Source organism: Lactococcus sp. SK2-659 (assembly GCF_020218185.2).
In the GTDB taxonomy this organism is placed as follows: Bacteria; Bacillota; Bacilli; order Lactobacillales; family Streptococcaceae; genus Lactococcus; species Lactococcus lactis.
Window position 1 is genome coordinate 1 of the sequence record NZ_JAIWQZ020000008.1, and the last position, 13,774, is coordinate 13,774.

Annotated in this window: 12 protein-coding genes and 2 pseudogenes; 6 read left to right on the plus strand and 8 right to left on the minus strand. The window is 34.9% G+C overall.

Features of this window, described 5'->3' with window-relative positions; genetic code table 11:
• Nucleotides 1–325: 325 nt before the first annotated feature.
• From LDP15_RS12000 to LDP15_RS12010, 3 genes and pseudogenes are all read right to left on the minus strand, one after another.
• Entirely contained in the window at nucleotides 326–1,363 is a 1,038-nt protein-coding gene (locus tag LDP15_RS12000) for a PTS sugar transporter subunit IIC (protein ID WP_014386282.1), read from the minus strand.
• A 25-nt stretch (nucleotides 1,364–1,388) separates the two neighbouring features.
• The gene (locus LDP15_RS12005; RefSeq protein WP_004255490.1) at nucleotides 1,389–2,327 is read right to left on the minus strand and encodes a 2-dehydropantoate 2-reductase; all 939 of its coding nucleotides are present in this window, start codon (nucleotides 2,325–2,327) and stop codon (nucleotides 1,389–1,391) included.
• A gap of 308 nt (nucleotides 2,328–2,635) precedes the next feature.
• Nucleotides 2,636–2,704, minus strand: a pseudogene (locus LDP15_RS12010) (recombinase family protein); the annotation flags it as partial.
• Between the two features lie 214 nt (nucleotides 2,705–2,918).
• Between LDP15_RS12010 and LDP15_RS12015 the strand changes: the two are divergent.
• Nucleotides 2,919–3,068 (plus strand): annotated as a pseudogene (locus tag LDP15_RS12015) (DAK2 domain-containing protein); the annotation flags it as partial.
• 460 nt (nucleotides 3,069–3,528) lie between these two features.
• Here the strand turns inward: LDP15_RS12015 and LDP15_RS12020 are convergent.
• The gene (locus LDP15_RS12020; protein ID WP_014017385.1) at nucleotides 3,529–4,827 is read right to left on the minus strand and encodes a polysaccharide deacetylase family protein; all 1,299 of its coding nucleotides are present in this window, start codon (nucleotides 4,825–4,827) and stop codon (nucleotides 3,529–3,531) included.
• Between the two features lie 168 nt (nucleotides 4,828–4,995).
• On the opposite strand from LDP15_RS12020, the gene LDP15_RS12025 reads away from it, so the two are divergent.
• The 4 genes from LDP15_RS12025 to LDP15_RS12040 all read left to right on the plus strand — a co-directional run bounded on the left by LDP15_RS12025 (nucleotide 4,996) and on the right by LDP15_RS12040 (nucleotide 7,353).
• Nucleotides 4,996–5,676 (plus strand): IS6-like element IS1216 family transposase, encoded by a 681-nt coding sequence (locus LDP15_RS12025; RefSeq protein WP_225513592.1) that lies wholly within the window; start codon nucleotides 4,996–4,998, stop codon nucleotides 5,674–5,676.
• Nucleotides 5,677–5,827: 151 nt separating this feature from the next.
• Nucleotides 5,828–6,391 carry a DUF2975 domain-containing protein gene (locus LDP15_RS12030; RefSeq protein WP_003106702.1) on the plus strand — a complete coding sequence of 188 codons (564 nt, stop codon included), beginning with the start codon at nucleotides 5,828–5,830 and terminating at the stop codon, nucleotides 6,389–6,391.
• Nucleotides 6,392–6,403: 12 nt separating this feature from the next.
• The gene (locus LDP15_RS12035) at nucleotides 6,404–6,610 is read left to right on the plus strand and encodes a helix-turn-helix transcriptional regulator (protein WP_003106704.1); all 207 of its coding nucleotides are present in this window, start codon (nucleotides 6,404–6,406) and stop codon (nucleotides 6,608–6,610) included.
• 188 nt (nucleotides 6,611–6,798) lie between these two features.
• The gene (locus tag LDP15_RS12040; protein ID WP_181441930.1) at nucleotides 6,799–7,353 is read left to right on the plus strand and encodes a DUF975 family protein; all 555 of its coding nucleotides are present in this window, start codon (nucleotides 6,799–6,801) and stop codon (nucleotides 7,351–7,353) included.
• Nucleotides 7,354–8,492: 1,139 nt separating this feature from the next.
• Here LDP15_RS12040 and LDP15_RS12045 read toward each other — a convergent pair.
• The 4 genes from LDP15_RS12045 to LDP15_RS12060 all read right to left on the minus strand — a co-directional run bounded on the left by LDP15_RS12045 (nucleotide 8,493) and on the right by LDP15_RS12060 (nucleotide 12,991).
• Entirely contained in the window at nucleotides 8,493–9,749 is a 1,257-nt protein-coding gene (locus tag LDP15_RS12045) for a restriction endonuclease subunit S (RefSeq protein WP_225513593.1), read from the minus strand.
• Nucleotides 9,737–10,432, minus strand: coding sequence for a DUF536 domain-containing protein (locus LDP15_RS12050; RefSeq protein WP_225513594.1), 696 nt, complete (start codon nucleotides 10,430–10,432; stop codon nucleotides 9,737–9,739). The genes LDP15_RS12045 and LDP15_RS12050 overlap by 13 nt, the downstream gene beginning before the upstream one ends.
• Nucleotides 10,429–11,589 carry a RepB family plasmid replication initiator protein gene (locus tag LDP15_RS12055; protein ID WP_225513595.1) on the minus strand — a complete coding sequence of 387 codons (1,161 nt, stop codon included), beginning with the start codon at nucleotides 11,587–11,589 and terminating at the stop codon, nucleotides 10,429–10,431. The genes LDP15_RS12050 and LDP15_RS12055 overlap by 4 nt, the downstream gene beginning before the upstream one ends.
• A 1,204-nt stretch (nucleotides 11,590–12,793) precedes the next feature.
• Nucleotides 12,794–12,991, minus strand: coding sequence for a hypothetical protein (locus LDP15_RS12060; RefSeq protein WP_019292441.1), 198 nt, complete (start codon nucleotides 12,989–12,991; stop codon nucleotides 12,794–12,796).
• 50 nt (nucleotides 12,992–13,041) lie between these two features.
• Between LDP15_RS12060 and LDP15_RS12065 the strand changes: the two genes are divergently transcribed.
• A protein-coding gene (locus LDP15_RS12065; RefSeq protein ID WP_100205814.1) for an IS6 family transposase occupies nucleotides 13,042–13,720 on the plus strand; the annotation gives its coding sequence in 2 pieces (ribosomal slippage) (nucleotides 13,042–13,436 and nucleotides 13,435–13,720; 681 coding nt in all).
• Nucleotides 13,721–13,774: the final 54 nt, after the last annotated feature.

Genomic DNA, 13,774 nt, shown 5'->3' on the forward strand with positions numbered 1-13,774 from the left:
GCTTCAATGTTTACTGAGTAACCCATTATTTTGCAGAAGGACGAGTTATTTACACAAAATTATTGACGCTCCCGGTTGGTACAACAAGAATTGCAGTAGCATAGTCACCATTGATGAAACTACTTAATGATTAAATTGAGCAATTTCTCAAATAGCACAAACTGCTCTTCATAAAACGAAAAGCAGTTCATAATGTATTTAGATATTTAATTGTGCTATTGACCAGAAACACACTATTTAAGGTACCTTTCTCTTTTCGCTGAGATTCACCAACTTCAATTGCACAAAAAAGCGTGAGCACAAGGCTCACACTTTTTCTAGTTAACTATCCTAAAAATTCGAAAACATCTTTACGATCATACAATTTCAAGATTTTTTCAAATAAGATTTGACCTACGAAAGCAGCTACGATTGGTACAACAAACCAGCTGATTAATAGTAGAATAATACTCAAACCGGCGTCCAATGAAGCCAACGGACCTACCAACCCTACCAAACCGAAACCAGCAGAAGCAGGAGTCCCTGAGACTGAGAACAACGCTACTGGAATTGCTGAGATGATAGCGGTGAATAGACATGGCACCAAGATAATTGGTTTCCTAAACAAGTTTGGCATCATCATTTTCATAGCACCCAATGCGACGGCCAAAGTAACCCCTGGTTTGTTGACTTTCCAAGAATTAACTACCAAGACAACTGTTGTTGCGGCAACACCCATAGCGGCTGCACCAGCAGAAACACCGTTCAATTGAATTGCCATACCAATGGCAACTGTAGAGATCGGCGAGATAATCAAGAAAGCAAAGGAACATGCAATCAAGATTGACATCAAAATTGGTTGCAAAGTAGTAAAGGTATTAATTAAGTCACCGATAGCGGCAGTAATCTTGGTTACGTAAGGATATAAATAATAGCCGATTAGACCAGCGCCGATACCAACAACGATTGGTGTTGCAACAATTGCCACGGACCCAAATTTTTCGCCGATCAACAAGATCATGCCGACAGCGATTGATGCAGTAATCATGGTATTGATGATGTCTCCGGTACCAGCACCGATATAAGTAGCTGTGTCAGGATTGAATTTCACAACACCGGAGCCAACGAAAGCTGCACCGGCAACTACTAACATTTGCATTGGTTTGAAGCCAAACTGCACCGCAATCAAAGCGCCAATCAATAGTGGAGTAGCTAGTTGGAAAATAACTGCCATTTGTGTGATCGTTACTGCTAAGGTATTTTCACCAAATAATTTCAAAATTGCTGCCAATACCGCGTTAGGAATCAACCCTACGATGATCCCCGTTGCGGTACCCGCTAATACTTTATTTAAAAATATTTTTGGAGTTAATTTTTCTTCCATTTTCTCGTCCTCTTTCTAATGATTACTATTTCGCTCCTAGAATTTCTTCTTTACTATGAACCAGTTGCGTTAAGAAATCACAGTAAGGAGTTACTACGCCATATTTTTTACCTTTACGAGAAATTGCTCCGTTGATGTAGTCAATCTCGGTCAAACGGTTATTTTTTATCAAGTCTTGGTGCATCGATGGGAAATGCATACCAATCGTAGTCGGGTCAAAACAAGTTTCTACATGTTCGATTACTTCGGGAATGTCTAAGTTGACGTTTTCTTTGGCAGCAACAGCTGCAAATTCGTTAACAATAGTCACTACCATGTCATGAGCAGGTTTGGTTGCACCAAGCCCCGCAATATTGACGTCTAAAATCGTGCATAAGCCATTCATCGTACCATTGACACAAGCTTTACGATAAATTGAATAATGAATGTTGTCGGAATATTTGGCATTTAAACCAGACGCGGACAAAGTTTCCGCCAATTTTTTCGCTGATTCTTCTTGGCCAATACCTAGATTTTGCAATTCAACAGACCCGCTGCCAAATAATTTAGCCTTGCCGGGACCTTCTAGACCAGCAGTCCATATGGTGTTGCCGATAAAGATTTTTTCCATCGGTACGAATTTTTCGATTACGTCTTCATGACCGATACCGTTTAAAAGACACAAAACTTCTGTGTGATCAGCAATTAATGGTTTAACATCCTGCAGCATTTTTTCCAACTGCATTGCCTTCGTGAATAAGATAATCAAATCAAATTGCTCACCAGTGGGCACCTCATTCTGATTAACAATTGGGACTTTAACAGTAATTTCTTCGCCATTATAATTAGCCTTCAATCCGTTTTCTTTGATGGCATTGATATGCTCCTGCCATCCGTCGATTAGCAAAACATCGTTACCACCTTGTTTCAACATCAGTCCGAACCGGGAACCCATCGCGCCGGCCCCTGCAATTGCAATTTTCATAAATAAAAGTCTCCAAACTTAGTTTATAATAAGTGAACATTTTCACATTTCTCATTATAGAGTTTTCATTCGGAAACTTCAAGTAGGAGAGTGTAAAATATTTTGTGTAAATAGAAAAAAGGAAGTCCCTTCTGTAGAATAGAGTTACCACAACACATTCACAGAAAAGAGGACTTCCATATGAACGATTTCACTACAGAAATTCTAAAGACTCTAAGATATTCTATCGGGTATCAAGTCATGGCTAAATAATCAACTAGCAATTCGGGTTTATTAATATATCTATAAATTGTTGTTCTAGAAACTCCTCAAGAATCCGCAATCGATTTAATTGGTGTTCCACTTTCTACCAATGTCTTAAGAAGCTTTACGTCTTTATTCCTCCATTGATACTATTGTACCATAACCTGAAAGCACTTATATAAATGAACATAGAATAAATTACGGGTTAATGAACAAGAAATGTAAATGATCTTGAGAGTTTTTATAACAAAAGAAGAGTGTCCAGAAAATGACCATTTTCTGAACACTAAAATATCAAAGAACATTGGGCTAAGAAGATGTATCTCATTTTGTGTCTAATTATTTGATATTAGTCCAGCCAAAGAACATACTAAAAATTTGGTCGCAAAAAAAGGACGTGCTTCTTATTTAGGGGAGCGGGCGATTGGACACATTGATCCAGGAGCAGCTTCTAGTGCAATCTTATTCCAGACATTACTTGATGTGATTCATGGATAGAAAGGGCTATTTATAAACTGTAAAAGCCTAACTTTTGCAACAGTTTATGCTGTCGTTCAAAGTTAGGCTTTTTATCTGCTTTCGTGTGTCTACCTAGAGCTTTTTCTGACAGAAGTATTTACCAAAAGTTAAACGAAGAAAGTGAAAATCGAGAAGAAAGAATCACTCTTTAGCATGAAAAAAAAGAACTTTATCCTGATTAAAATAACGAAACAATCAAATATGACTTGTGCAAAAAAAGAGATGAGACCACTGCTACTTTTAGCAATGGTCTCACCTCTGTTTTACTGGTTATCGTCAGGTCAAAACGGTTTTTTTACAACCTATCTGCGGTATTCAAGAAGCTGTTTTTCTCTGTTCATTCTTATTGCTTGATGCAGACCAGCCTTTTCACAACCTAACACGCGGTGTTCAAAGAGCTGACCTTCAACAATAAGTCAAAACGCTCTTTTTACAACCTCTATCCTCGATCTTTTTGGTCATACACTTCTTTGACGTTGATAAATTGATCAAGTATTGGATTTTCTCCTTTTAGGTCAGCTTCGAAACGGATACCGTCAATATTGATTCTGGCGTTACGGTAGTAGTCAGTTCCTAGTTGTCCCCATGCAGGAGTTGAGGCATCGACATTGCAGAAGATATCAAATCCTTGTTGTTTCAAGTAAGCAAATTTTTGATTTGCTTCAGAATAAGGTTGCCAATCGCTGATGTCAGCGCCAAATGGGTAGATCAAAATATTTGTTTTGCCTAAAATAGGTGCAACTTCATTTTGCCAACGTTCATTATCTTGTTGGATATCGGCTAAAGAAGCTTGTGTCATATTCAAGTGTCCCCAAGTATGAGAAGCAAAACTCCAACCATCTTTCTTTAATTGATCAGCAACTTTTTTGGCTGCTTCGATTTCTTTGTTTGTTTTTTCGTTATCACCATATTCTGATTTTGATGTACGGTAACCTAATACACCATTATAGCCTGTTAAAGCTAATGTTCCTTTGGCGCCTTGATAAGAAAAATCGGGATGTTTTTTAATGAATGAATCGATCAATGGAACCATATCATAGTCACCAACAGTTTCCTTCTTATTGTCGATATAAATATTCTTGATTTGGTTCTGTTTATCGACAATCAACTTACTTGGAAATCCTGAATTGTCCATGTATTCATAATAGCTGACATCGTCTTGCGAAAGAATTAACGGTTTCTTTCCTTCTGGAAGAGAAACACCTGTAAAGGTCAGTTTTCCATCTGTTCCTTTTTTGACTAATCCATTTAGATTAACAAGAACATAGTTATTTTTATATAACTGATCAATGGTTTTATTGAATTCGGAAATAGTGACCATATAATCTTTATACCCTTGTGCTTGCTGGGTATGAAAAGCCTTAGCTGGATCAACAATCAGACTATGAAAGAAGACGTGTGAGATTTTGGTCGGGTCTTCCCATTTTACCAAGGATTCTTTTTCTTTTTTCAAAGTTGCTAACAATTGTTGCGCTTCTTTGGCGTCGTCTTTTTCAAGTAAGGCGATGGCTTCATCATAATGATAACTTGCAGCAAGCTGTTTTGCTTGATCAAGCTGTTTCGTCGTTTGTTTATCTTCAACAGGTTTTGAGCTGCTGCTTGAGTGTTGAGTTGTTTGACTAGTGTTTTCTAATTTATTGTTTGTTACTGCTTGTGTAACAAAAAAGATACTTACACCTAGAATAATAACAGTGCATACAGAAGTGACAGCCAATATGATTTTGTGTGTATGTTTCATTTTATCGTCCCCTACTACTTTTTGATTTCAAAAACCCCCGTAAGCTTTTCTTAACCTTTTGAAAAACTTCCCATAACCATTGTAACGAATATAGGGTTCTGTTGCAAAGTTTTAAATCTACTATCAAATAAGGTAGAATAATAGAAAAAGATAGCAGGAGGAATGACGATGAATCATTTTAAAGAAAAGCAATTTCAGCAGGATGTGATTATTGTAGCCGTGGGCTACTATCTTCGTTATAATCTTAGCTATCGTGAAGTTCAAGAAATCTTATATGATCGTGGCATTAACGTTTCTCATACGACGATTTATCGTTGGGTGCAAGAATATGGCAAACGACTCTATCAAATTTGGAAAAAGAAAAATAAAAAATCCTTTTATTCATGGAAAATGGATGAAACGTACATCAAAATTAAAGGAAAATGGCATTATTTGTATCGAGCCATCGATGCAGATGGTTTAACCTTGGATATTTGGTTACGTAAAAAACGGGACACACAAGCAGCCTATGCTTTTCTTAAGCGGTTAGTGAAGCAGTTTGATGAACCGAAGGTTGTAGTCACAGATAAAGCCCCCTCTATTACAAGTGCCTTTAAGAAACTAAAAGAATACGGCTTTTATCAAGGGACAGAACATCGTACCATTAAATACCTGAATAATTTGATTGAACAAGACCATCGTCCAGTAAAGAGACGCAATAAATTCTATCGAAGTTTACGCACTGCCTCTACCACGATTAAAGGCATGGAAGCCATTCGAGGATTATATAAGAAAACCCGAAAAGAAGGCACTCTCTTCGGCTTTTCGGTGTCTACTGAAATCAAGGTATTATTGGGAATCCCAGCTTAAATCATAGATACCGTAAGGGATTTTATTCTTTATTTAAAACTTTGCAACAGAACCGTATATCTGTACTGATATATATTTCTTTACAAGTGCTAATTATTGTTTTATAATAATTTATATTCGAAAAAGAGTAATTTTGAATACAGGAGAAAAAATGGCAAAATCTACGATTAAAAATATGTCGTTAACAATTTTTAAGGTCTTAACATGGTTAGTGCAGTTAATATTAATGATTGCAGCCTTACAAAATGTTTATTGGCTAATTCGATCAATTAACTCAGCTAGCAATAGTATGTATAGTAAATTTTTTGTGTATTATTTCAAAATCATTACACCTAATACATTAGGACAACAGTTTTTAAGTGGTATAACGATCATTATTCATCTAATAATCATTATCATGATTTTTATCATTATGATAATGATTAGAAAATTAATTACTAGTATTCAACAGGGAAACTATTTTACAACCGTTAACTTACGTTATATAAAAAAGTTGTTTTTAGCAGCAATAACAGCCGTTGTAACACAATTCATGCAATTAGTATTACTTTATCCTTGTATTGCATCTAACGACCTCCATGTATCAGCCATTCGACGAAATGATAGTGTCGGATTGTGGCTAACAGAATTATTATTTGTTGCTATTTTGTATGTTGTTTATCAGGTATTTCATTCAGGTATGCAACTGAAGGTTGAAAATGATGAATTTGTTTAGTTGGAGAAGGATATGATCTTAACAAAGTTAGATTTTATGATGTTAAAGCGACATATATCAGGAAAAGAATTAGCTGAACAGATTGGCATTACGCCCGCTAATTTATCAATTTTAAAGACAGGAAAGGCAAAAGGTATTCGTTTTTCTACTTTAAATAAGTTATGCCAAGTGTTGGATTGTCAGCCAGGCGATTTATTTGATTATGAAGAAGATGAATAATCTGCGTATTGCCTAAATGGGGGAAATGTATCATGAATAATAGTCAATTAAAATTAAATGCAAAAAAACTACTGAAGCAGCATTTAAGTTTTTTTCTAATATTATTTATACCGTATTTTATCTATTTCTATTTACAATATGTTTTGGATTTTTTAGCACTGGATTTAGAGGTAATTTATAAAGGGTTATTGTTAACGAATAACGCATCTTCGCAAGCCGAGTCCTTATTGATTACGAACAACAATTTCAGTAGTTCGTCATTATCAATGACTACGACGCTTGTATTTAGTATTATTACAAGTGGTCTATTATTTGTTGTACTTGATGCGATTAGAGATCGTGAAGATTACACACAACCTATTAAAAAATGGGGAACGATTTTTTCCAATGGTTCTTATTTCATTGGGGCGATAGTGATCTTGATTTTACAAACTATCTGGACTGTACTATGGACAGTACTTTTGATTGTTCCTGGTATTGTTAAATCATTAGCATATTCACAAGCAATATTGATATATCGTGATGCTGTGGATAGCGGTGAATCAATTGGTTATATTGAAGCGATTTCTAGAAGCCGTGAATTGATGGATGGTCATAAATGGCAGTATTTTAAATTATTGATTAGTTTTATTGGTTGGTGGATTTTAGTTGTTCTAACAGCAGGGTTATTAGTAATCTGGGTAGGACCTTATTATCAAATGGCAAAAGTTAACTTTTATAACAACTTAGTTAACAATAACTAGTTAAAGTAAATCCGAGTATTTAGTTGCTCATAAGTCAATAATTCGGACTATTTTTTATCTAGGGCTGAACTGATTAGGCAACTTTTATTTTTTGATTAAAGCCTGGATCCTCAGGTAATGGATTTAGTCATCTTATTAATCAGAGTTCCAATGCTATATTGTCTTTAAAAGGTGATTTCTTTAATGATTTTTTAAATGAAATAAATGGTCAACTTGCTGATCAAGGTAGAGATAAACTATCTAAATCTGATTTTCAAACTTCGCAACAGAACCCTACATATAAAAAGGCTTAGAAGGTTAATCCTAAGCCTTTTTTATATGTTTTATGGCTAATGGTCGGCTGAAATGAGCTCAAAATCAGATTTTAGTATCAGATAAGTCATTATTTTTTAAAGGGAGTAGTGACTTCTTTGACAGTCATTCTACTACGTGTTATAATTAAGATATAAAAAGTTTGAGGAAACTTTAACGCATGACAAAAGCACCCCAGTTCCCGCTGAGGTGCTTTTTTTGTATTCTAAGTTATAGAACACTCAGGTTACTTATCTTTTGTGTCGCTTTTGACTTCTGACATACTGTGTAACCAATCAGCAATAACACTCGATAGGACATTAACCACGAGTGGTAGAAGGACAAGTGTGAGGAAACTATACCACATGACATATCACCTCCCACTTGCGCGGTATAGTGAATGCGACAAAACTTATTATAACATGTATTCCTTTTATTCTATAGAGGTTATCAAGGAAGAAAGCCTATGCTATAATTAAGTATTAAAAGAAAAATGGTGACATAATGGACGTTCGAGAACAAAAAAAACAAGCCAAAGATTTTATTAAAAGATGGGAAAATAGAGGAAATGAGCGACAGGATAGTCAATCCTTTTGGATAGATTTGTGGTTCTGTTGCAAAGTTTTCCAATAAGTCTATTTTAGTTTAAATTGAAGAAAAAATACAGATAGCTGAGATAGATAAGTTATCTTAAAACTACAAATTCTGTTATATTTCAAAAAGAAAAGCATTTATATAAATGCTTTATTTTTTATAAATTTGTAAAAAACAGCCCCTATAATTATATCTTATAAGTATAAGGGCTGTTTTTGCTTAATTTCTTAGGGGTTATTATCTAATTATAGACCCTAAACAAACATCTTTTGTAAAAAGCCTTTTTTCTGTTCCTTGAGCAAATCTAACTTATGTTGATGAAGAGCGATAGTATCATCCAGTTGTTTGAAGAATGAACCTATTTTTTCTTGTTCATGTTTACATTTTGGAAGTAAATATTGCACTTCAATAAGTTGAGATACTTTTATACTTGGTTGCACAGCACCCATTTCAATCCGTTTTGCTTTTTTTAAATTTGATGGAAGTTTAAACATCTGAAGCAAGAACTCGGGAACGTTACTATTTTTAGCTCGAAAACCTACTATATTTTGTGCAATTGTTGCATCTTGATTATCATCCATTAATGTAGCTAAACCAGTATTTCCAACCGTTGAAAATAAGATATCACCTTTTTTTAAATGAGCTCTAAACCAACTATTAAAAATATTGTAATTCACAAATTTAGTGACTTTTGAATAATTCGGATAATATCCTCCAATTGAAGCAACTTCCAATAACGGATATTTATCATTTTCAGAAGTTGGAGGAGTTTTACCCCGATTGTCTATCGCTTTAACCACAATGTCTCCTAACTTACGCTCTTCCCAATCGTCAGCAAACCCCGCAAATCGCAATTCAGGAACTTTTTCCCCATTTTTAGGGAACATTTTTTGTAAGTATCCTTTTTTCTGTTCTTTCAACAAATCTAACTTATGCTGATGAAGTGCGATAGTTTTGTCGAGTTGTTTGAAGAATGAACCTATTTTTTGTTGCTCATCTTCGCTTGGGAAATCTATTGTTATTTCACGCATCTTTACCATAGTTAAAGCTTTTTGATTAGAGCCGGCTGCACTATCAAGCAAACGTTTCTTTCCTATCCCACCAGTAAAGTAAGTTAATAAATAATCTGAATTTACCTGCATTTTACTAATTTGAATAAGATTTCCATCTTTATAATAAAACCTACGGCTATCAACCTTCCAAAGGTTTCCTAACGTTCCTACAGCAGTAACTAATATATCTCCTTCTGATGGGACACCATATTTTTCTTTTATTTCATCAAACTTTTCTTGAGAAATAAACAATTCTTGGTTTCCTGTGATTCCGCCTGTACTAATTTCACTTCCTCTATAAAACGGGATGCCTTCCGTTACATAATCGCTTAAATGAATTCTTTTGCTGGAGCTAAGAGTTGCAACTTCACCTAACTTACGCTGTTCCCAATCGTCAGCAAACCCCGCAAATCGCAATTCAGGAACTTTCTTTTTAACTGAATCATCTATTTTCGCCATAGTCCCCACCACTTTCTTGGTTTTTCTTGTTCTTCTATCCTTTTTTGAACTTTGATTTGTTCCTGCAAATTTTCCAACTTCTCTTTAAGAGCGTTCACTTCATCTTTATATTGATTGTCTAAGTGTTTGAATTCTGTTTCCTGTGTAGGCATTTTAAGGGCTTTTAAGCTATCATTCTCTGCCTTGTATTCTTCCAGTAGCTTTTTATCCTGCAAGGCTAATCGTTGTTGCTGGTCTAGCAAATTTTGCATTTGTGCAATTTGAGTGTCTTTATTTTCTAGTTGCTTATCTTTAACAGATAATTGCTGTTCCTTTTTATCTAATTGTTCTTCTAAAAAACATATTAATTTAGTCTGTGCAGTATCATTTTGCAGTGTTTTTGCAGTCTGTGCAGTGTCGTTTTGCAGTGTTTTTGCAGTCTGTGCAGTGTCGTTTTGCAGTGTTTTTGCAGTCTGTGCAGTATCATTTTGCAGTGTTTTTGCAGTCTGTGCAGTATCATTTTGCAGTGTTTTTTTTAGTAAAGAGTACCCTGCGTTATTAATTACTAAGGTATTATTACCTTTAATTTTTATTGTTTGAACAAACTTTTCTCTAAAATCTTTATCTATTTTATTTCTTATCGTCTGTTTTGATACGCCTAACTCGTCCGCAAGTTCTTTTATGGTTTTTAAATTCTCACTCATGATAAGTCCTGCCTTTTAACCGTTGGTAGGTATTGTTCAATTGCTTTTTTGAGGTACTTGGCTATATTGCGTTTTGAATAGGCTTCTTGTTTAGATCTCACATAAGAGAGGTGGTCTTTGACCCCATTCAACCCTCGTAAGGCTTTCAGCTCGTCATAGAGAGGGTACACGTGCGCCTGCAATCCTGCCATAAGTGATGTATCGGTCATTTCATAAGGACTTAATAGCATATTATCCAACAAAAGTTTCGTGTATTTACTTTTTAATGCTTTCCCTGCTAAAAGTTCTTCTGCTTGTTCTTTATTTGCTTTATCCTGCAAATAAATAGGGTCTTGTTCTTCCAGCTTGTAGAAGTCATTTCGTGCGACTGGTTTCTTCGTGATATGAAAGACAATAGAATCAACACTTCGCCCTTTTTTCACTTTGTCATAAGCCACGTTAAATGAGGTATGAGCGTTGATTTCTTCTAATGGTTTTTCTAGTACCCATGTAGTAAAGTGTGACATTTTTTGATACTCTTCAACCGTATCTGTCATTTCTCGCAATTCTCGTATGGAAATCGTGGGGTTGCGGTATTCTTCCACTTGTTCTTCTCTGCGTCCGCCCTTATTGCTGTAATGCTCATACTGGTTGTAATTCATGGTTAACCAACGATACAAAATAATAGAATACTTGCTGTTTAATTTTTGTAGTTCTGAAATTTTATATTGTGTAAATTCAGATTTTAAATTAATTAAATAAGGCATAATATGTTCGCTAAATTGTATGGTTACCTCATCATTGTAATCATTCCACTTAACATAAGGGATAGGGACAATGCTTTCATACTCAATACCTAGTTTTTTATTAGACTTGATTTTAAAATAGGCTTGTTTTTGCATGATCTCAATCGCTTCTTTAAATTGAGTATGCTTGCTGTTTGAACCGACTTCAAAAAAAGCAAAGAGTTCTTCTTTTGACAAATAAACCGTATTGTTTTCTGGTAAATTTTCTGTATCAATGCAAGATACGGCTAACTCAAACATTTTTAAAGCTGTTTTTTGCATTTTAGCAACGCTAGTAATTAAAGCATTGTTCTCTACTACTTTTCGTTTTTCAAGTTCATTCAACTTTAGTACCTGCTTTTGATTTTCTTTTTTTTCTGTTATAATAGGCATAGAGAGTTACTCCTTTGTGAGTGATTTTGAGATAGCATAGAGAAAACATTTTTGCGAGTGAATTTCTCTATGCTTTTATTATATCATAATAAGGACAGTTATACAACAACTCCTGTCCTTATACATCGATTTTTCTGTCCTTATACATCGATTTTTCTGTCCTTATACATCGATTTTTCTGTCCTTATTATTCTGTAAACCCTTGAAAAGCCTCACTTTTTTTTGACGCAAAAGAACAAAAGATTAAAATATATAAGATAAATATATATAAGGCTTCGCCTTTTTTTATTTTTTTAAAAATGTAAGGCCAAAGTCAAAAGATTAAAAAAAAAGGAGTGAGCGAAAACCACGCTCACATTTTACTTGCAGCGTTCACTTCGTTCACTCGCTAAAAGAAAAGATCAAAACCACTTTTAGGAATTTATTGGATTCCCTCTAATTGCTCATATAAGCTGTTTTAACTGTTTGACTAGCTAGATACTCATATCATGCAATCAAGCGTCTTACAGACGGTCAGGGCAAGCCCTAACAACCCTTAAATGGAAAACCAATACTTTGTTTAACTTGTTTTTTTACAACTTACAACAAGCTATTCAACTCAAAATCAATTTAAACCCACTTAAAAGCTCGTTTAAGCATTCTTAATGCTCCCTTTGAACAAATAGACCATTTCGAATTAAAGTCGCTTAAATCGATTTTTAGAGCGTTTTAAAATAGAATGATGAAAAACTAAAAAATTTCAAACGCTGGTCGGCTTGTTTCGTAAAAAAAGAGTGCAATGCGCACTTACACACCACTCTAAAAACGAGTGATGTAATGGCTAAAAATCGTGTATCAGAAGTTGCATATCGCAACAACAAAATTTCATGCTAGTAGCGTCTCTTAAATGAGTGAGTCTTTGTTTAAATTTGTGATACATTTTTCTGGTCCATCAATAACTTCCTCAAAGATAAAATGCCTCAGCGCTCATTCCTCAATCGCCCTTTGTCATTGATTTTGTAATAAGTATTGCGCCCTATTCGGTTACAATCCTCACAACAAAATAGAAAATATAAAATCATAAATACTGCAAGCTATCACATTGTAATACAAAGCACTTCGTTCTTGTATTACAATGTGGCTTGAAAAGGGGGAAGTTTCACTTTCCCCTTTTATCCCCTTTGGATTGTGTCGATTTGCTTTAGGCAAACGCCACCTACCCATTTTATAAAAATAAAATGGGCAAAAGATCTTTCTTTTTGTCATACAAAAAGAAGAAAAAAAAGAGACGATTTTCTTCTTCCGAAATCGTCCCTCTTTTTTCTAAAACCATGGATGAACGAACAAAAAATCTCTCGTATTTTGTTTGTTCATCCACTAAAAATATGCGAACAGTATGGGGTTCTGTTGCAAAGTTTTCCAAAAAATCTATTTTTGTGTAAAATTGAGAAAAAAGACAGAGAGGACAGAGTAATGAATCATTTTAAAGGCAAACAATTCAAAAAAGACGTCATTATTGTCGCTGTTGGTTACTACCTGCGTTACAATCTAAGCTATCGTGAAGTTCAAGAAATCTTATATGATCGTGGCATTAACGTTTCTCATACGACGATTTATCGTTGGGTGCAAGAATATGGCAAACTACTCTATCAAATTTGGAAAAAGAAAAATAAAAAATCCTTTTATTCATGGAAAATGGATGAAACATACATCAAAATTAAGGGACGTTGGCATTATCTTTATCGTGCAATTGATGCGGACGGCTTAACCTTAGATATCTGGTTACGAAAGAAACGGGATACGCAAGTAGCCTATGCTTTCTTAAAACGACTCCATAAACAGTTTGGTGAGCCGAAAGCAATTGCACGATAAAGCACCTTCTCTTGGCTCCGCCTTTAGAAAGTTACAGAGTGTGGGTTTATATACTAAGACAGAGCACCGAACTGTGAAGTATCTTAACAATTTAATAGAACAAGACCATCAACCTATTAAACGACGGAATAAATTTTGTCAAAGTCTCCGTACAGCCTCTTCCACGATTAAGGGCATAAAGACCCTTCGAGGAATATATAAAAAGAACCGAAGAAATGGAACGCTCTTCGGCTTTTCGGTGTCTACTGAAATCAAGGTATTAATGGGAATAACAGCCTAAGATATTTGGAGTTCAGAGAGGGCGCGTTTGATTTTCAAACTTCGCAACAGAACC